Below are 18,853 nucleotides of genomic sequence, written 5' to 3'. Positions count from 1 at the left end.
AGACTGGCAAGCCGAAATCAGGCGCAAACTTCAGTAACCAGTTTTGCCAGTTCTTCTGCGTAGGCCCTGACCTGCGCTTCATCCTCGCCTTCGACCATCACGCGAACCAGTGGCTCGGTACCGGATTTACGCAACAGAACCCGCCCGCGACCTGCCATCTGCTCGGTCACCCGGGCACACGCGTCCTGGACCGACGGGTGATTCACAGGATCAACACCCGCACCGCCAAACCGTACGTTGATGAGTATTTGCGGGCATTTGCGCAACTTCAAACGCGCCTCGGCCAGACTGATGCCCTTGCGACGAAGCGCCAGAATGACCTGCAAGGCTGCAATGATCGCATCGCCAGTCGTCGCGTGCTGGAAGCACACGATGTGACCTGAGTTCTCGCCGCCGATCTGCCAGTTGCGCTCAAGCAATTCGGCAATCACATAACGATCGCCCACGTTAGCCCTGACAAATGGAATATTTTGCTCGGCCAGTGCCAGTTCAAGACCCAGATTGCTCATCAATGTACCGACAACACCGCCTTGCAGGCGACCACGCTCATGCAGATCGCTTGCAATGATGTAGATCAACTCGTCGCCGTCGACGATCGTGCCGGTATGGTCAACCATCAGGACCCGATCGCCGTCACCATCAAAGCCGATGCCCATGTCGGCCTTCTCTGCCAATACGGCAGCCTGAAGCGCTTCCATGTGGGTCGAGCCGCAGTTCTTGTTGATGTTGAGCCCGTCAGGCTGAGCGGAAAGCACCACCACCTGCGCACCCAACTCACGGAACACATTGGGCGCGACCTTGTAAGTCGCACCGTGCGCGCAGTCGATCACTACCTTGAGGCCTGCGAAGTCAGTGCTGGTCGGGACGCTGCTTTTGCAGAATTCGATGTAACGACCCGCAGCGTCATTGATACGCGAGACCTTGCCGAGATTCTCTGACTCGGCAACGGTCATGGGTGCGTCCAGTAGCTCTTCGATCATCATCTCTATTTCGTCGGGCAGCTTGGTGCCCTGCCCGGAAAAGAATTTTATGCCGTTGTCGTAATGAGGATTGTGCGAAGCACTGATGACGATACCCGCTTCCGCATGGAACGTGCGCGTCAGATAGGCAATGGCGGGCGTCGGCATCGGGCCGAGCAACATGACGTCTGCACCTGCCGCAGAAAGCCCTGCTTCCAGCGCCGATTCGAACATGTAGCCCGAAATTCGCGTGTCCTTGCCGACAAGGATTCGGCATGCGCCAAGCTTGCGGAATGCCATGCCAGCAGCCCAGCCCAGCTTCAGCATGAACTCTGGAGTGATAGGGAACTGTCCTACACGACCGCGAATGCCGTCGGTTCCGAAATATTTTCTGGTAGTCATGGATGCCCCACTGTTGTTATTCAGCTGCTTCGACAGCTGCAATCATGCGCACCACGTCGGCCGTCTCGGCAACATCATGCACACGTAAAATTCTCGCGCCTTTGGTCATCGCCAAGGCAGCCAACGCCAGCCCACCGAACAAACGCTCATCCACCGGACGGTTCAACACCGCACCAATCATGCTCTTGCGAGACACGCCTACAAGCAATGGGTGACCCAGAGCGAGCAAGCGCTCCATATGCCTGAACAGGCTGAGGTTGTGTTCCAGCGTCTTGGCAAAGCCAAAGCCGGGATCAAGCACAACTCGGTCCCGGCTAATGCCCACTGCCTCACACTGATTGACGCGATCAACCAGAAAGCCGCTCACTTCTGCAATCAGGTCGTGATAGCGAGGATTATCCTGCATATCGCCGGGCTCACCCAGCATATGCATAAGACAGACTGGCAAACCAGTGCTGGCGGCGGCCTCAAGCGCGCCCTGGCGACGCAACGAGCGAACATCGTTGATGAGCCCCGCACCCAGCCTGGCCGTTTCCAGCATGACCTCAGGCGTTGACGTATCAACCGAAATGATCACATCGAGTTCGCAAGCAATGCGCTCGACGATGGGCGCGACACGCTCGAGCTCTTCTGCTGCGCAAACAGAGCGCGCACCAGGGCGTGTGGACTCTCCACCCACGTCGATCAGGGTCGCACCCGCAGCCACCATCGCCTCTGCATGACGCAGGGCGGCATCCAGTTGACTGAAGCGTCCGCCGTCCGAGAATGAGTCCGGGGTTGCGTTGAGGATACCCATGACATGCGTCCGGGCCAAATCAAGAACCCGGTTGCCGCAAGGCAACCGGGTTGGGTACAGCGCAGATGTCATGTCAGACCTTAAAGTTCTGCAGCCGGGCCGCCAATTGGCGTTTCCGGACGCAGATCAGGGATCGGCGTACCTTTGGTGCCCGAGCCACCATCCCAGTCACGCGGTTCGCGCGGAGGACGGCCGGTCATGATGTCATCGATCTGGTCAGCGTCGATGGTTTCATATTTCATCAGCGCATCGGCCATTGCATCCAGCTTGTCACGGTTATCGGTGAGCAGCTGTTTTGCAGTGCCGTAGCAGTGATCAATGATGCTGCGCACTTCAGAGTCGATCAACTTGGCGGTTTCGCCAGAGAAGTTCGAGTTCTGGCTGCCACCACGACCCAGGTAACCCGAGTCTTCATCTTCCGAGTACATCAGCGGACCCAGCTTTTCCGAAAGGCCCCACTTGGTAACCATGTTCCGGGCGATCTGGCTGGCTCGCATGATGTCGTTGGAGGCACCGGTGGTGACACCGTCGAAACCAAGCGTCATCTCTTCTGCGATACGTCCGCCGTACAGGGAGCAGATCTGGCTGATCAGCGCACGCTTGGACAGGCTGTAACGATCTTCTTCCGGCAGGAACATGGTAACGCCCAGCGCTCGGCCACGAGGGATGATCGAAACCTTGTAGACCGGATCATGCTCAGGCACCAGACGACCGACGATAGCGTGACCCGCTTCGTGGTAGGCAGTGTTCTGCTTTTCTTTCTCGGACATGACCATGGACTTGCGCTCGGCGCCCATCATGATCTTGTCTTTGGCGAGTTCAAACTCTTTCATTTCGACGATGCGCTTGCCTGAACGGGCAGCGAAAAGTGAAGCCTCGTTCACCAGGTTCGCCAGATCGGCACCCGAGAAGCCAGGCGTGCCGCGAGCGATAACACCCGGATTCACATCTTCGCCCATCGGAACCTTGCGCATGTGAACCTTGAGAATCTGTTCACGACCACGAATATCCGGCAGACCGACCACTACCTGACGGTCGAAACGACCTGGACGCAGCAGCGCCGGGTCAAGTACGTCAGGACGGTTGGTTGCAGCAATGACGATGATGCCGTCATTCATTTCAAAACCGTCCATCTCCACCAGCAACTGGTTGAGTGTCTGCTCACGCTCGTCGTGACCACCACCCATACCGGCACCACGATGGCGACCTACGGCGTCAATTTCGTCGATGAAGATAATGCACGGCGCGTGTTTCTTGGCCTGCTCGAACATGTCGCGAACACGACTCGCACCCACACCCACGAACATTTCAACGAAGTCGGAACCGGAAATGGTGAAGAACGGCACTTTCGCCTCGCCAGCAATGGCCTTGGCGATGAGTGTCTTACCGGTACCCGGTGGGCCCACCATCAGTACACCGCGAGGAATGCGGCCACCCAGACGCTGGAACTTGCCAGGATCGCGCAGAAACTCGACCAGTTCGCCTACTTCTTCCTTCGCTTCGTCACAACCAGCGACGTCAGCCAAGGTCGTCTTGACCTGATCTTCGGACAGCAGACGAGCCTTGCTCTTGCCAAAGCTCATCGGGCCGCCCTTGCCGCCGGCTCCGCCCTGCATCTGGCGCATGAAGAACATGAACACAGCAATGATCACGAGGATCGGGAAGCTGGCCACCAGCAACTGGGTCCAGATACTTTGCTGCTCAGGCTGTTTGCCTTCGACGACCACGTGGTTATCAACCAGGTCACCGATCAAGCCATTGTCCTGGATCGCAGGACGGATGGTCTTGAAGGTGTCGCCATCGCTGCGCTTGCCAGTAATGACATAACCGTCGACGGCAACTTTCTCAACCTTGCCATCCTTCACTTGCTGGATGAACTCGGAATAGTTGAGGGTCTGCGGCTCGTTCGGGCTGGAGAAGTTGTTCATCACCGTCACAAGGACAGCCGCGATGATCAACCACAGGATCAAATTCTTTGCCATATCGTTCAATTAGCTACCCTCTGAAGCAAGCTCCACGCAGGAAGCGTGCCTCGCATGATATTCACCGGCCTAACTTACTACAGAACCCACAGATGTGGCAGGCAACGTCTGTAACCCTTTGTGAAACTTTGACTACGCAATGTTCAGTTATGCTGCATCGACAAAGCCATTTGAAAAAAGCTATCGCCTGCAATCAAAGACGCTCATCGCTGGCTGCACCTTCGATACCGCGAAAGCCACGCGCCAGCAGATATTGCTCACGCGATCTGTCGCGGGATGACAACGGCTTGCGCATCTGTACCTTGTCAAACAGCTTGCGGATGTCCTTGTGATACACATCAAAGCCTTCGCCTTGAAAGACCTTGATCAGGAAATCGCCGCCGGGACGCAGGACCCGACCAGCCAGATCAAGCGCCAACTCACAGAGGAACATTGCACGCGGCATGTCCACAGCGCTCAATCCACTCATATTGGGGGCCATATCGGAAATCACAAGGTCTACCTGTGTATTCCCTACCGCTTCCAGGATCTGTCCAAGCACAGCGTCTTCGGTGAAGTCGCCCTGAATGAAGGTCACGTCCGGGATACTGTCCATCTCAAGGATGTCGGAAGCAATCAGCCTTCCTTGACCACCAATAAGACGACTGGTCACTTGGGACCAGCCACCGGGCGCAGCACCCAGGTCGATCACAGTCATCCCCGGACGGATAATCTTGTCCTTTTCCTGTATCTCCAGAAGCTTGTAGCTGGCGCGGGAACGATAACCGTCCTTCTGGGCCATTTTTACGTATTTGTCGTCGAAGTGTTCTTTGAGCCAGTTATGGCTAGTCTTGGAACGGGCCACGGGGCACCTCAAAATAAACGAGTCGTGATTAACTGGGCGGTCCCGGACTCGCTCGGGTAAACTGGCCGCCGCTTTTTACAAGATCAGACGCAGGGGTCAGATTATGCCGCTCACTCAAGAGCAGAAGAAACAATACAAATCCATTGGCCACCATCTGAAACCGGTATTGATTGTGGCTGACAATGGTTTGACTGAAGGTGTGCTTGCAGAACTGGAACGCGCATTGAGCGATCACGAGCTGATCAAGATCAAGCTCAACATCCTCGACCGCGAGAGCCGTTTGCAAGCCATTGCAGAACTCTGCAAGGCCGGGTCAGCGGATCTGGTTCAGGTCATCGGCAAGATGGCACTGATCTATCGCAAGAACCCAAAGGTAAACAAGCTACTGTCCAACGCCCACCGCGCGCACTAAAAAAGAAGTCAGGGCCGCTTGCAGCGTGCCCTGCTCCCTCCCGGCTGCCTCGGCAGCATCTGCCACAAACAAACCCTCACACACGCTACCGCCCGTTCATCCGCGCCATCGCACGGAAGACAGGGCAACTGCGCCCGCCAATATCATCAGCGGGCGACTGACGTCAGATGTGGCGAACCTCGATGATTTCGTACTCGATCACACCGCTGGGCGTTTTCACCGTCACCACATCACCTTCTTCCTTGGCGATCAGGGCACGTGCGATAGGTGAACCCACCGAAATCTTGCCCTTCTTGATCTCGGCTTCATCCTCACCGACGATCTGGTAAGTCACGCGATCGTCGGTTTCAACGTTGGCGATCTCTACGGTCGTCCCGAAAATCACCTTGCCGGTGTGCTCGATGGTCGTGACATCAATCACCACGGCGTTCTGCATACGGCCTTCGATGTCACGAATACGCGCCTCTACCATACCCTGCTGCTCACGGGCAGCATGGTACTCGGCGTTTTCCTTGAGGTCGCCCAGCTCCCGCGCTGTGCCGATGTCCTGGCTCAGCTTGGGACGAATCACCTTGGTGAGGTGAGTCAGCTCTTCTTCCAGGGCGCGAGCGCCCTGGACTGTCATTGGGTATTTGATCATGCCTTCAATCCTGCATGGAGATCCTGCAAGCGGCGTACGGTCTTCTCGGGACCGAACTTCAGCGCTTCGCAGATCGCTTCGCCTGCTGCAATGGTAGTGGTGCAGTAGATCTTGTGCTGCAAGGCGTTACGACGGATGGAGTAGGAATCCGCGATCGACTGGCGACCTTCGGTGGTGTTGATGATCAGCGTGACTTCGTCATTCTTGATCATGTCGACTACATGTGGACGGCCTTCGGTCACCTTGTTGACGCGACGCACTTTCAAGCCGGCCGCTTCGATCAGCTTGGCCGTACCCGCTGTTGCAACCACCTCGAAGCCAAGGCTGATCAGGTCACGCGCAACGCCTGCCACCAGGGGCTTGTCGTCGTCACGCACGCTGATAAACGCAGTGCCGCCAGTTGGCAGTACTTCGCTGGCGCCCATCTGAGCCTTGGCGAACGCTTCGCCAAAGGTATCGCCGACACCCATGACTTCACCGGTGGACTTCATTTCCGGGCCAAGGATCGGGTCAACGCCCGGGAACTTGGCGAACGGGAAGACCGCTTCTTTGACACTGTAGAAGTTCGGGATGATTTCTTTCGTGAAGTTCAGCTCTTTCAGGGTTTTGCCCGCCATGACGCGTGCAGCGATCATGGCCAGCGAAACACCGATGCACTTGGAGACAAACGGTACGGTACGCGAGGCACGCGGGTTCACTTCAATGACGTAGATGTCTTCGCCTTGCAGCGCCAGCTGTACGTTCATCAGACCGACAACGCCCAGCTCCAGAGCCATTTTCTTGACCTGTTCACGCATCTCGTCCTGGATGTGAGCCGGTAGCGAGTATGGCGGCAGCGAGCATGCGGAGTCACCGGAGTGAACACCTGCCTGCTCAATGTGCTGCATGATCGCGCCGATCACCACGTCAGTACCGTCGCAGACCGCATCGACGTCCATTTCGATGGCGCAGTTCAGGAAGTGGTCCAGCAGCACCGGGCTGTCGTTGGACACCTGAACCGCTTCACGCAGGTAACGCTTGAGCTCGTCTTCCTGATAAACGATTTCCATCGCACGGCCGCCCAATACGTAGGACGGGCGCACAACCAGCGGATAGCCGATCTTCGCAGCAGCACGAATGGCTTCGTCTTCGCTGCGCACGGTCGCGTTGGGCGGCTGACGCAGGTTCAGACGTTCAACCATCTGCTGGAAACGCTCACGGTCTTCGGCGCGGTCGATCGCATCCGGACTGGTGCCAATAATCGGCACACCCGCAGCTTCGAGGGCACGAGCCAGCTTAAGCGGCGTCTGGCCACCGTACTGAACGATCACACCTTTCGGCTTCTCGACGCGGACGATTTCAAGCACGTCTTCCAGCGTAACTGGCTCGAAATACAGACGATCGGAGGTGTCGTAGTCGGTGGAGACGGTTTCCGGGTTGCAGTTGACCATGATGGTTTCGTAACCATCATCGCGCAGTGCCAGTGCCGCGTGAACACAGCAATAGTCGAACTCGATGCCCTGGCCGATACGGTTTGGACCACCGCCCAGAATCATGATCTTGTCACGTGTCGACGGGTTGGCTTCGCACTCTTCCTCGTACGTCGAGTACAGGTACGCGGTATCGGTCGCGAACTCGGCGGCGCACGTGTCGACGCGCTTGTAGACCGGGAAAACGTCGAGCTTGTGGCGATGAGTACGCAGATTTTTCTCGGTCACACCCAGCAGCTTGGCCAGGCGCCCATCGGAGAAGCCCTTGCGCTTGAGGCGGAACATCAGATCACGGTCAATCGCAGAGAGACCCAGCGTCTTGACCTTCTCTTCGTCCTTGATCAGATCTTCGATCTGAACCAGGAACCAGGGATCAATCATGTTCATCGCGAAGATTTCTTCGACCGTCATGCCAGCGCGGAACGCATCAGCGACGTACCAGATACGCTCGGCGCCCGGTACGGTCAGCTCACGCTTGAGCGTACTCATGCTTTCCGGATGGCTCAGGTCCAGCTTCGGATCAAGGCCGCAGACGCCCACTTCCAGACCGCGCAGCGCTTTCTGCAGGGACTCCTGAAAGGTACGACCGATCGCCATGACTTCGCCGACCGACTTCATCTGAGTGGTCAGACGGGCATCGGCCTTGGCGAACTTCTCGAACGCAAAGCGTGGCAGCTTGGTTACGACGTAGTCGATGGAAGGCTCGAACGAAGCCGGAGTCTTGCCGCCGGTGATGTCGTTCGAAAGCTCGTCGAGGGTGTAGCCAACAGCCAGCTTGGCAGCGACCCTGGCGATCGGGAAGCCGGTCGCCTTGGAGGCCAGCGCCGAGGAGCGCGACACACGCGGGTTCATCTCGATCACGACCATACGGCCGGTGTCCGGGCAGATACCGAACTGAACGTTGGAACCACCGGTTTCAACGCCGATCTCACGCAGTACCGCCAGCGAGGCGTTACGCAGGATCTGGTATTCCTTGTCGGTCAGGGTCTGTGCCGGCGCAACGGTGATGGAGTCACCGGTGTGCACGCCCATCGGATCGAAGTTCTCGATGGAGCAGACGATGATGCAGTTGTCCTTTTTGTCGCGGACAACTTCCATTTCATATTCTTTCCAACCGATCAGCGATTCGTCGATCAGCAGTTCCTTGGTTGGAGACAAGTCCAGGCCACGGGCGCAGATTTCTTCGAACTCTTCGCGGTTGTAAGCGATGCCGCCACCGGTGCCACCCATCGTGAACGATGGGCGGATGATGCACGGAAAGCCCAGCGTTTCGAGCACGGCATTGGCTTCTTCCATACTGTGCGCGATACCGGAGCGCGGGCACGCCAGGCCGATGGATTTCATCGCCTTGTCGAAACGCGAGCGGTCTTCAGCCTTGTCGATGGTGTCGGCGTTTGCACCAATCATTTCCACGCCGAACTTCTCCAGAACGCCTTCGCGCTCAAGATCCAGTGCGCAGTTCAGTGCGGTCTGGCCGCCCATGGTTGGCAGCAGAGCGTCCGGACGCTCTTTTTCGATGATCTTGGCAACAGTCTGCCACTTGATCGGCTCGATGTAGGTCGCATCGGCCATGGCCGGGTCGGTCATGATGGTCGCCGGGTTGGAGTTGACCAGAATGACGCGGTAACCCTCCTCACGAAGAGCCTTACAGGCCTGGGCGCCGGAGTAATCGAATTCACAGGCCTGGCCGATCACGATCGGGCCGGCGCCGAGAATCAGGATGCTTTTAATATCTGTACGTTTTGGCATGGGTTGTCACTCAAATCCGCAGGTCAGTCGGCAAGCCGTCTTGAACATTTCTTTGAGGTAACCCCGGTGGCAGCAACCGGACGCATGGTCCGGGTCCACCCTGGGTTACCTGCTTACTCATCTCAAGGCAACCGGTTAGCGTCGCTTGGCCATGGCTTCGATGAAGCGGTCAAACAGTGGAGCTACGTCGTTCGGGCCTGGGCTCGCTTCAGGGTGACCCTGGAAGCTGAACGCGCTCTTGTCTGTGCGCTCGATACCCTGCAGGGTGCCGTCGAACAGCGATTTGTGGATGGCGCGCACGTTGCCAGGCAGCGTCGATTCGTCGACCGCAAAGCCGTGGTTCTGGCTGGTGATCATGACAACACCGGTGTCCAGATCCTGAACAGGGTGGTTGGCACCGTGGTGACCATGACCCATCTTTACCGTCTTGGCGCCAGAGGCCAGTGCAAGCAGCTGGTGACCCAGGCAGATACCGAATACCGGGATATCGGTTTCCAGTACGTCCTTGATTGCCTTGATTGCGTAGTCGCACGGCTCGGGGTCGCCAGGGCCGTTCGACAGGAAGACGCCATCAGGGTTGTAGGCAAGCACATCACTGGCAGGCGTTTGCGCTGGCACCACAGTCACGCGGCAACCGCGCTCAACCAGCATGCGCAGGATGTTGAGCTTGATGCCGTAATCGAAAGCAACGACGTGATAAGGCAGATCAGCGGCCGCGATTTCAGGGTGGCTGTCTGTTGCCAGGTTCCAGACACTGGAACGCCACTCGTAGGTTTCCTTGGTGCTGACTTCTTTGGCCAGGTCCATGCCCTTGAGGCCAGGAAAACCGCGAGCTGCTTCAATCGCCGCTTCTTCGGAAATGTTGTCGCCGGCCATGATGCAGCCGTTCTGAGCACCTTTCTCACGCAGAATGCGGGTCAGGCGACGCGTGTCGATACCAGCGATGGCAACGACGTTGTTGGCTTTCAGGTAATCATCCAGAGACAACTTGTTACGCCAGTTGCTGGCAACCAGCGGCAGGTCGCGAATGACCAGCCCTGCGGACCAGACACGATCCGATTCAGCGTCTTCAGGCGTAGTGCCGGTGTTGCCGATGTGCGGGTAAGTCAGGGTAACGATTTGCTGGGCATAGGAAGGATCGGTAAGGATTTCCTGATAGCCTGTCATTGCGGTGTTAAACACCACCTCACCAACGGTCTGACCGTCGGCTCCAATGGCTTCGCCGCGAAAAATGCTGCCATCAGCAAGGGCGAGTATGGCTGGCTTAGTCAAGAAGACCTCCCGTAAATAAAGCCTGAAAGGGCGATCGCAGCTTGCAAAAAAGCGGAATGACGTAGATACGTCACCCCGCTTTCTTATAGAATCATCTGCGCGCTTTTAGTGGACACACTAAAGCTGTAGCTTACAGAAAAGGCTCATTTTGGTCTACCACCAATGAGCCTGAAACACGGCGAAATGCGACAGTTTTGCGCAACTGCCATGCGGGACAACGTCAATAGTTGGCCGAATCACACGAGAAACGTGCAATCCGGCTTGTTACCCGGCCCAGCAGCGATCAGCGCAGATCCAGCACGTCCTGCATGTCGTAAAGCCCAGGCGCCTTGCCATCCAGCCACATTGCAGCCCTGACCGCGCCCTTGGCAAAGGTCATGCGGCTGGACGCCTTGTGGGTGATCTCGACCCGCTCACCCTCTGCAGCGAACAATACGGTGTGATCACCTACTACGTCGCCAGCACGAATGGTCGCAAAGCCAATGGTCTGACGATCACGCGCGCCGGTCTGGCCTTCACGACCATATACCGCGACTTTTTCAAGATCACGACCCAGAGCATTGGCAACCACTTCACCCATGCGCAGCGCGGTGCCTGAAGGCGCGTCGACCTTGTGCCGGTGATGAGCCTCGGTGATCTCGATATCGACCTCGTCACCCAGCACTCGCGCAGCGGTATCAAGCAGCTTCAAGCAAAGATTCACGCCGACACTGAAGTTGGCCGCGAACACAATCGGAATGTCTTTCCCGGCCTCCACCAGCCGCTGCTTTTCCTCGGCGCTGAAACCCGTAGTGCCAATGATCATCGCCTTGCCCGCCTTGCGGCAGAACGCCAGATTCTTCAGCGTGAGCGATGGATGCGTGAAATCGATCAGCACATCGAACTCATCAGCGACTTTAGCCAGATCATCCGACAAGGGAACGCCGATCCGACCCAACGCCGCCAACTCACCCGCATCAGCACCCACCAGCGTGCTGTCGGGACGAGCAACGGCCGCAGTCAGCCCGGCGCCCGGTGCTTGCTGAACGGCCTCGATCAAGGTTTTACCCATACGCCCGGCGGCGCCTACTACGGCAATACGTCGCATGCCCTGCTCCTGTTGTCAGCCTTACAGATCGCCGAAGAAACGCTTCACACCTTCAAACCAACCACTGGCTTTCGGGGAGTGAGACTCGTCGTTTTCAAGCGAGGTGCGGAACTCTTCAAGCAGTTCACGCTGACGCTTGCTGAGGTTCACCGGAGTTTCCACAGCAACACGGCACATCAAGTCACCTGCACCACCACCACGCACTGGAGCCACACCCTTGCCACGCAAGCGGAACTGCTTGCCTGTCTGAGTGCCTTCCGGAATCTTCAGCTTGACGCGACCATCCAGGGTCGGCACCTCAAGCTCGCCACCCAATGCAGCATCGGTGAAACTGATCGGCACTTCGCAATACAGATGCTTGCCGTCGCGCTGGAAGATGTCGTGCTCACGCACATTGATCACAACGTACAGGTCGCCGGTAGGCCCACCCTGAACGCCCGCCTCACCTTCGCCGGACAGACGAATTCGATCACCGGTATCAACGCCAGGCGGCACTTTGACCGACAGCGTCTTGTATTCTTCGACTCGACCTTCACCGTGGCACGATTCACACGGATCGGAGATGATCTTGCCGTGACCATGGCAGCGCGGGCAGGTTTGCTGCACAGAGAAGAAACCCTGCTGCATGCGCACCTGGCCAATACCGCCACAGGTTGGGCAGGTCACAGGCGAAGAACCCTTCTTGGCGCCGCTGCCATCACACGGTTTGCAGTTGACCAGCGTCGGAACGCGGATATTGACGGTCGTGCCACGGACCGCTTCTTCGAGGTTCAGCTCAAGCGTGTAGCGCAGATCGCTGCCGCGCTGAGCGCCGCCTCGACCTCCGCCGCCGCCCGCACGACCGCCGCCGAAGAAATCACTGAACACGTCCCCGAAAATATCCGAGAAGTTCGCGCCACCGGCGCCACCGCCAAAACCACCGCCGCCACCCATACTTGAGTCGACACCAGCATGACCGTACTGGTCGTAGGCAGCTCGCTTGCTTGCATCAGAAAGAACTTCGTAGGCCTCGTTGGCCTCCTTGAACAGCTCTTCCGACGCTTTGTCATCAGGGTTGCGATCTGGGTGGTGCTTCATCGCCAGGCGGCGATAAGCCTTCTTCAGCTCCGCTTCACTGGAGCCTCGCTCCACTCCCAACACTTCGTAGTAATCACGCTTTGCCATAAATTCTTCCGCACTCTTGAGGACGTTCGGCAAAGCCCTCCTGAGCCTTGCCAAACTCGTTGAGCCCCAGCCAGGCCGGGACCCAACTCACGTCAATTCAACGATCCTGGTCTTCGTTCACCAGCCAGATCAACTGACCGAGAAAGCGGCAGAACGAGTCGCCACGCAGGAGCGTCGCGATCTTGCCACGAGGGCGAACAGGCACGAACCTGCACGCCGAAATTTTGCGTATTCCAGACACGCCAACGCGGGAGCAAGCTCCCGCGCGGCGACATCCTACCAGCCGCCACTCGAAAGAGGTCAACCAGCTTTCAAGTGAGCCTGCGCTTACTTGTGGTCTTTTACTTCTTCAAACTCGGCATCGACGACGTCGTCGGCCTTTGCAGTCTCTTCAGCAGGCTTGGCGGCTGCTTCCGGATTTTCACCCTGCTCGGCGTACATTTTCTGAGCGATAGGAGCGGAAACCTTGGACAGCTCTTCGACCTTGGCGTCGATTGCAGCCTTGTCGTCGCCTTTGACGGCAGCTTCCAGCGCAACCAGTGCAGCCTCGACCGCAGTTTTCTCTTCCGCAGTCACTTTGTCGCCTGCATCAGCGATCATCTTGCGAGTCGAGTGGACCAGCGCGTCACCCTGGTTACGGGCAGCGGCCAGTTCTTCGAACTTGCGATCTTCCTCGGCGTTGACTTCAGCATCACGAACCATCTGCTGAATTTCTTCCTCGGACAGACCGGAGTTGGCCTTGATCACGATGGACTGCTGCTTGCCAGTAGCCTTGTCTTTCGCGCCAACGTGCAGGATGCCGTTTGCGTCGATGTCGAAGGTCACTTCGATCTGTGGCACACCACGTGGTGCTGGCGGGATCTCAGCCAGGTCGAACTTGCCCAACGACTTGTTCTGACCGGCTTGCTTGCGCTCGCCTTGCAGCACGTGGATGGTTACCGCGTTCTGGTTGTCATCGGCTGTCGAGAACACTTGCGATTTCTTGGTAGGAATCGTGGTGTTTTTCTCGATCAGCGCAGTCATCACGCCGCCCATGGTTTCGATACCCAGAGTCAGCGGGCTGACGTCGAGCAACAGAACGTCTTTCACGTCGCCAGCCAGTACCGCGCCCTGGATGGCAGCACCCATTGCAACAGCTTCGTCCGGATTGACGTCTTTACGTGCTTCTTTGCCGAAGAACTCGGTTACCAGCTTCTGTACCAGCGGCATACGAGTCTGACCACCGACCAGAATCACGTCGTTGATCGAGTTGATTTCGATGCCAGCGTCTTTCAGGGCCAGACGGCATGGTTCGATAGTGCGCTGAACCAGGTCTTCAACCAGCGATTCCAGCTTGGAACGCGAGATTTTCACGTTCAAGTGCTTTGGACCGGTTGCATCTGCAGTGATGTAAGGCAGGTTGACGTCGGTCTGCATGCTCGAAGACAGCTCGATCTTGGCCTTTTCAGCAGCTTCTTTCAGACGCTGCATGGCCAGCGGGTCACCTTTGAGGTTCATACCGCTTTCTTTCTTGAATTCGTCGACGAGGTAGTCGATCAGACGAATATCAAAGTCCTCACCGCCCAGGAAGGTGTCACCGTTGGTAGCCAACACTTCAAACTGGTGCTCGCCATCCACTTCAGCGATCTCGATAACCGAGACGTCGAACGTACCGCCACCCAGGTCATAAACAATGACGGTGTGGTCGCCCTTCGCTTTATCCATACCGTAAGCCAGTGCGGCCGCAGTAGGTTCGTTGATGATGCGCTTGACGTCCAGACCGGCAATACGACCCGCGTCTTTGGTGGCCTGGCGCTGACTGTCGTTGAAGTAGGCCGGAACGGTGATAACCGCTTCAGTCACAGGCTCGCCGAGGTAGTCTTCGGCAGTCTTCTTCATCTTCTTCAGGATTTCAGCGGAAATCTGAGGAGGCGCCATCTTCTGGTTGTTCGCCTCGACCCAGGCATCACCGTTGTCAGCCTTGACGATCTTGTAAGGGACCATCTGGATATCTTTCTGAACGACTTGCTCGTCGAAACGACGACCGATCAGACGCTTTACTGCGTAAAGGGTGTTATGCGGGTTGGTAACGGCCTGACGCTTGGCGGACTGACCGACCAGAACTTCACCGTCGTTGGCATAAGCAACAATAGAAGGTGTGGTACGAGTGCCTTCGGCGTTCTCGATGACCTTGGCCTTGCCGTTTTCCAGAATGGAGACGCAGGAGTTGGTGGTCCCCAGGTCGATACCGATAATTCTGCCCATCTTTGACTCTCCCGAAACTTTGATTTGGTTGCCGCAACTGCGTTTACAAATTGCGGTAGCTCTTAAACGCTTGGCCTATAAATGGGGGCCTTACCGCTGATTTCAAGCCTGCTCGTCGATAGACGGTGTTACAGGCGACGGCGCCTTGCTGACCACGACCATAGCCGGGCGCAGCAGGCGACCATGAAGCTGGTAACCCTTTTGAAATACCTTGAGCACCGTATTGGGCTCTACCTCTGCACTTTCCTGCATGGCCATGGCCTGGTGCTGTTCGGCACTGAATGGCTGACCGTGCGGGTCGATGGCTTCGAGCTGATAACGCTTGAGTGTGTCCTGGAACATTTTCAAGGTCAGCTCGATACCTTCACGCATCGGGCGAATGCTTTCGTCGTCCGGATTGGACAGATCGAGGCCTCGCTCCAGACTGTCGATGATCGGCAGCAGATCACCGGCAAATTTTTCCAACGCAAACTTGTGCGCCTTTTCAACATCCTGTTCTGCACGGCGGCGGACATTCTGCAGATCCGCAGCCACACGCAGGGACTGGTCTTGCGCAGTAGCGAGTTGCTCTTCGAGCACCTGCACACGCGTCGCCAATTCATCACCGGCGCCGGTATCGGCAGCCTGGTCCTGGGCCTGCGCATCCAGATTCTGTTCGTCAGCCATAAGTGTTCTCCTCTAAAAACGTCCGCGAACCCAACTCGCGCTTCTGCCCCCTATATGGGATCGGATTTTCTGGCTTCAAGGGTCAACACATGCAGATATGCGTATTACCTCACAAAAATTCGGGACATCAACAGGGCTTGCTGAAGGCCACCAAACGTATGCCGAAATAAAAAATCGCAAGAACCAACCAAATCGAGCTAAGACCAGGCATTGTCAGAAGCAAATAAAACACTGTATAAATAACCAGACAAATAGCTCGGGAGCCGCTCAATGCTGGTGCACCTTTCCGTACACAACTACGCCATTGTCGAACATCTCGATCTCGAACTGGATCGCGGTATGAGCGTAATCACTGGCGAAACCGGCGCCGGCAAATCGATCATGCTCGATGCCCTGGGCCTGACGCTGGGTGACCGTGCAGACAGCGGCGTCGTGCGGCCCGGTGCCGACAAGGCAGACATCCTGGCGACCTTCGACCTGATCGATATTCCCGAAGCACAGACCTGGCTCAAGGAGCGCGACCTCGATAACGACGGCCCGTGCATCCTGCGCAGGGTCATCACCGCCGAAGGACGGTCGCGCGCCTATATAAATGGCACGCCCTGCCCTCAAGGCGACCTGAAAGTGCTCGGCGAGCTGCTCATCGATATTCACAGCCAGCACGAGCATCAGTCGCTTCTGAAGACCGACACCCATCGACGCCTGCTGGACGAGTACGCAGGCGCCACGGACCTGGCGCGCCAGGTTCAACTGGCTGCCCAACGCTGGCGCCAGACCCGCCAGGAACTGGAACGGCTGTCGAATTCCGGCGATGAGCAGCGGGCCAGGCATCAACTGCTCAGCTATCAGCTTGAAGAGCTCGAAAGTCTGAGCCTGGGTGAAAACGAGCTCGAGCAGCTTGAGCAGGAACACAAGAACCTGACCAACGCGGAAAGCCTGCTGAGTATTTGCCGTCAAGTTGTCGAGCAGTGCAGTGAAAGCGATTCCGGCAATGTGCTCAACGCGCTGACTGCCAGCCTGCACCGGCTTGGCAGCGTGGACAATTCGCCGTCGGCGCTCAGCGAAGCCACTGATCTGCTATCCAGCGCGCAGATCCAGGTCGAAGAAGCCGTAGGTGAGCTCAATCGCTTTCTCGATCACTTCGACGCCGACCCAGGCAAGCTGCAGCATCTGGAAGAACGGCTTGATGCCATCTACACGTTGGCACGCAAACACCGCATACAGCCCGGCGAAGTCGCCACGCTGCAACAGAAATTGCTGGATGAGATTGAAACACTCAATGCCAATGACGAGTCAATCGAGCGTCTGGAGCACGAAGTAAAGGCGTTTGCTCGTCACTATCAGGAGAAAGCGCGTGAACTGAGCGATTTGCGCCAGAACGCAGCGACTCAACTGGCCTGCGCGGTCGAACAGGAAATTCATCGCCTGGGCATGCCTGGCGGTCGCTTCCAGATAGAACTCAAACCCAATGCCAGCCCTGAACCGCATCCGCACGGGCTTGAACACGTTGAGCTACTGGTCAGCGCCAACCCGGGCCAACCGCTCAAGGCATTGGCAAAAGTCGCCTCGGGAGGTGAGTTGTCACGAATCAGCCTCGCCATCCAGGTTATTACTGCGCAAACCTCTCGCGTACCGACACTGGTGTTCGACGAAGTCGATGTGGGTATTGGCGGGCCGACGGCAGAGATTGTCGGCCAGTTGCTGAGGCGTCTGGGCGAGCGCGGCCAAGTAATGACCGTCACGCATCTGCCTCAGGTTGCAGCGCAAGGTCACCAGCACCTGTTTGTGCACAAGGTCAGGGACAATGACGCAACGCGCACAGCAGTGTCGAAGCTCAGCAAAAACGAGCGCATTGAAGAGGTTGCCCGAATGCTGGGCGGCATTGACCTGACCAAGGAATCTCTGGCGCACGCCAAAAAAATGGTCGTCACCGCCAAAAACTGAGGCCTTGAAAGCACAAAGGCGACATTGAAGTCGCCTTTGCCGCTGGGTTACGCCTTCTTGTGACGGACGTAAAGCACCAGATTGTGGTCCACCAGGTCAAAGCCGTGTCTTTCGACAATGGCTTTCTGAAGCTTCTCGATTTCTTCGTCGAAGAACTCGATCACCTCCCCCGATTCCACGTTGACCATGTGGTCATGGTGACCGCCATCAGCCAGTTCAAACACAGCATGACCGCCGTCGAAGTTGTGGCGAACCACCAGTCCGGCTGCTTCAAACTGAGTCAGAACACGGTAGACCGTGGCCAGCCCAACATCTTCACTCGCCTCCATCAGTGCCTTGTAAACATCCTCGGCACTCATGTGACGCTGCTCGGCAGAATCGAGCATTTGAAGTATTTTGACCCGCGGTAGAGTTACCTTGAGTCCTGCTTTACGTAGTTCGCTATTTTCAACCATGGTCAGCTTTCTCGCAGACGCTGCTTCGCAGCTTCTCTTAATGCAGGTATGATCGGGGTTTACGTTGTCCCAGCCAAGATAGTGGAAGTCGCCCACCGATGCAAAACACCAAGCTCTTGCTAACCAGTTTCACCTTCGTGGGACTGCTCGCACTCGCCGGTTGTTCATTCCCCGGGGTTTACAAAATCGACATCCAGCAGGGTAATGTCGTCACGCAGGACATGATAGACCAGTTACGCCCCGGAATGACCCGGCGGCAAGTACGGTTTATCATGGGCAACCCGTTGCTGACCGACACCTTCCACGCCGATCGGTGGGATTACCTGTACAGCTTGCAGCCAGGTGGCGGCGAGCGTCAGCAGGAACGTGTCAGCCTGATATTCAACGGCAATGATCAGTTGGTCAGCCTGTCCGGCGACTTCATGCCAGGCGTAAGCCGTGACGAGGCGATTCTCGGCAAAGGCAGCGATACCACCGAGCCGGCCCAGGCCCAGCCGGAGCAGAAGCCTGAAGAGCCCGCCAAACCCGGCTCTCTGCTGGACCAGATCCAGAAGGACGTCGACAGTGTCGAGACAGTCCCGGTTCCGACTCAGGAACCTCTGAATACCGAGTCCCGCTAGGCGAAAAACGCTCAGCAAAAAGCCCGGCATGCCGGGCTTTTTTGTGTATTGTGTCCCGTCCTGAATAAGGTTTACACCTTCTGACCTTTCCTCAGGAGGATTCAATGGACTCAGGCAAAAGGCGTAGCCAGCGCGATTACACGCTAGC

At 57.1% G+C, this 18,853-nt stretch carries 15 protein-coding genes; 3 read left to right on the top strand and 12 right to left on the bottom strand.

Features of this window, described 5'->3' with window-relative positions; translation table 11 throughout:
• Positions 1 to 17: 17 nt before the first annotated feature.
• The 4 genes from glmM to rlmE all read right to left on the bottom strand — a co-directional run bounded on the left by glmM (position 18) and on the right by rlmE (position 4,983).
• Positions 18 to 1,361, bottom strand: a complete 1,344-nt coding sequence (gene glmM / locus KDX37_RS22145; RefSeq protein WP_231655164.1) for a phosphoglucosamine mutase — start codon at positions 1,359 to 1,361, stop codon at positions 18 to 20.
• A 16-nt stretch (positions 1,362 to 1,377) separates the two neighbouring features.
• Entirely contained in the window at positions 1,378 to 2,229 is an 852-nt protein-coding gene (gene folP, locus KDX37_RS22140; protein ID WP_231655163.1) for a dihydropteroate synthase, read from the bottom strand.
• Between the two features lie 8 nt (positions 2,230 to 2,237).
• Positions 2,238 to 4,139: an ATP-dependent zinc metalloprotease FtsH gene (ftsH, locus tag KDX37_RS22135; RefSeq protein WP_231655162.1), complete on the bottom strand. Its 1,902-nt coding sequence runs from the start codon at positions 4,137 to 4,139 to the stop codon at positions 2,238 to 2,240.
• Between the two features lie 193 nt (positions 4,140 to 4,332).
• Complete coding sequence (gene rlmE, locus KDX37_RS22130) at positions 4,333 to 4,983, bottom strand: 23S rRNA (uridine(2552)-2'-O)-methyltransferase RlmE (RefSeq protein WP_231655161.1); 651 nt, start codon at positions 4,981 to 4,983, stop codon at positions 4,333 to 4,335.
• Positions 4,984 to 5,086: 103 nt separating this feature from the next.
• On the opposite strand from rlmE, the gene KDX37_RS22125 reads away from it, so the two are divergent.
• Positions 5,087 to 5,395, top strand: a complete 309-nt coding sequence (locus KDX37_RS22125) for a YhbY family RNA-binding protein (protein WP_231655160.1) — start codon at positions 5,087 to 5,089, stop codon at positions 5,393 to 5,395.
• A 163-nt stretch (positions 5,396 to 5,558) separates the two neighbouring features.
• Here the strand turns inward: KDX37_RS22125 and greA are convergent, their stop codons facing one another.
• From greA to grpE, 7 genes are all read right to left on the bottom strand, one after another.
• The gene (gene greA, locus KDX37_RS22120) at positions 5,559 to 6,035 is read right to left on the bottom strand and encodes a transcription elongation factor GreA (RefSeq protein ID WP_231655159.1); all 477 of its coding nucleotides are present in this window, start codon (positions 6,033 to 6,035) and stop codon (positions 5,559 to 5,561) included.
• Positions 6,032 to 9,253 carry a carbamoyl-phosphate synthase large subunit gene (gene carB, locus KDX37_RS22115; RefSeq protein ID WP_231655158.1) on the bottom strand — a complete coding sequence of 1,074 codons (3,222 nt, stop codon included), beginning with the start codon at positions 9,251 to 9,253 and terminating at the stop codon, positions 6,032 to 6,034. Before carB ends, greA begins: the two co-directional genes overlap by 4 nt.
• A 135-nt stretch (positions 9,254 to 9,388) precedes the next feature.
• On the bottom strand, positions 9,389 to 10,525 hold the full coding sequence (gene carA, locus KDX37_RS22110; protein WP_231655157.1) for a glutamine-hydrolyzing carbamoyl-phosphate synthase small subunit: 1,137 nt from the start codon (positions 10,523 to 10,525) through the stop codon (positions 9,389 to 9,391).
• Between the two features lie 283 nt (positions 10,526 to 10,808).
• Complete coding sequence (gene dapB, locus KDX37_RS22105) at positions 10,809 to 11,612, bottom strand: 4-hydroxy-tetrahydrodipicolinate reductase (protein ID WP_231655156.1); 804 nt, start codon at positions 11,610 to 11,612, stop codon at positions 10,809 to 10,811.
• Between the two features lie 21 nt (positions 11,613 to 11,633).
• Positions 11,634 to 12,776, bottom strand: coding sequence for a molecular chaperone DnaJ (gene dnaJ / locus KDX37_RS22100; protein ID WP_231655155.1), 1,143 nt, complete (start codon positions 12,774 to 12,776; stop codon positions 11,634 to 11,636).
• A gap of 327 nt (positions 12,777 to 13,103) precedes the next feature.
• Positions 13,104 to 15,020, bottom strand: coding sequence for a molecular chaperone DnaK (gene dnaK, locus KDX37_RS22095; protein WP_231655154.1), 1,917 nt, complete (start codon positions 15,018 to 15,020; stop codon positions 13,104 to 13,106).
• A gap of 102 nt (positions 15,021 to 15,122) precedes the next feature.
• Positions 15,123 to 15,686 carry a nucleotide exchange factor GrpE gene (grpE, locus tag KDX37_RS22090; RefSeq protein WP_231655153.1) on the bottom strand — a complete coding sequence of 188 codons (564 nt, stop codon included), beginning with the start codon at positions 15,684 to 15,686 and terminating at the stop codon, positions 15,123 to 15,125.
• Positions 15,687 to 15,956: 270 nt separating this feature from the next.
• Here grpE and recN point away from each other — a divergent pair, with 270 nt between their 5' ends.
• On the top strand, positions 15,957 to 17,630 hold the full coding sequence (gene recN / locus KDX37_RS22085) for a DNA repair protein RecN (protein ID WP_231655152.1): 1,674 nt from the start codon (positions 15,957 to 15,959) through the stop codon (positions 17,628 to 17,630).
• A 47-nt stretch (positions 17,631 to 17,677) separates the two neighbouring features.
• Here recN and fur read toward each other — a convergent pair whose 3' ends face one another.
• Complete coding sequence (gene fur, locus KDX37_RS22080; protein ID WP_099226787.1) at positions 17,678 to 18,085, bottom strand: ferric iron uptake transcriptional regulator; 408 nt, start codon at positions 18,083 to 18,085, stop codon at positions 17,678 to 17,680.
• Between the two features lie 98 nt (positions 18,086 to 18,183).
• On the opposite strand from fur, the gene KDX37_RS22075 reads away from it, so the two are divergent.
• Positions 18,184 to 18,705: an outer membrane protein assembly factor BamE gene (locus tag KDX37_RS22075; protein ID WP_231655151.1), complete on the top strand. Its 522-nt coding sequence runs from the start codon at positions 18,184 to 18,186 to the stop codon at positions 18,703 to 18,705.
• The last annotated feature ends 148 nt before the right edge of the window (positions 18,706 to 18,853 follow it).

It is taken from the genome of Pseudomonas californiensis (genome assembly GCF_021147775.1).
GTDB classification, from domain to species: domain Bacteria; phylum Pseudomonadota; class Gammaproteobacteria; order Pseudomonadales; family Pseudomonadaceae; genus Aquipseudomonas; species Aquipseudomonas californiensis.
This window is presented reverse-complemented; position numbering and strand designations above follow the sequence as displayed.

Excerpts from the sequence above, each read along its gene's own strand:
- carB (WP_231655158.1), bottom strand. The coding sequence starts at position 9,253 with ATGCCAAAACGTACAGATATTAAAAGCATCCTGATTCTCGGCGCCGGC.
- glmM (WP_231655164.1), bottom strand. The coding sequence starts at position 1,361 with ATGACTACCAGAAAATATTTCGGAACCGACGGCATTCGCGGTCGTGTA.
- dapB (WP_231655156.1), bottom strand. The coding sequence starts at position 11,612 with ATGCGACGTATTGCCGTAGTAGGCGCCGCCGGGCGTATGGGTAAAACC.
- dnaJ (WP_231655155.1), bottom strand. The coding sequence starts at position 12,776 with ATGGCAAAGCGTGATTACTACGAAGTGTTGGGAGTGGAGCGAGGCTCC.
- fur (WP_099226787.1), bottom strand. The coding sequence starts at position 18,085 with ATGGTTGAAAATAGCGAACTACGTAAAGCAGGACTCAAGGTAACTCTA.
- folP (WP_231655163.1), bottom strand. The coding sequence starts at position 2,229 with ATGACATCTGCGCTGTACCCAACCCGGTTGCCTTGCGGCAACCGGGTT.
- grpE (WP_231655153.1), bottom strand. The coding sequence starts at position 15,686 with ATGGCTGACGAACAGAATCTGGATGCGCAGGCCCAGGACCAGGCTGCC.
- greA (WP_231655159.1), bottom strand. The coding sequence starts at position 6,035 with ATGATCAAATACCCAATGACAGTCCAGGGCGCTCGCGCCCTGGAAGAA.
- ftsH (WP_231655162.1), bottom strand. The coding sequence starts at position 4,139 with ATGGCAAAGAATTTGATCCTGTGGTTGATCATCGCGGCTGTCCTTGTG.
- recN (WP_231655152.1), top strand. The coding sequence starts at position 15,957 with ATGCTGGTGCACCTTTCCGTACACAACTACGCCATTGTCGAACATCTC.
- KDX37_RS22125 (WP_231655160.1), top strand. The coding sequence starts at position 5,087 with ATGCCGCTCACTCAAGAGCAGAAGAAACAATACAAATCCATTGGCCAC.
- KDX37_RS22075 (WP_231655151.1), top strand. The coding sequence starts at position 18,184 with ATGCAAAACACCAAGCTCTTGCTAACCAGTTTCACCTTCGTGGGACTG.
- dnaK (WP_231655154.1), bottom strand. The coding sequence starts at position 15,020 with ATGGGCAGAATTATCGGTATCGACCTGGGGACCACCAACTCCTGCGTC.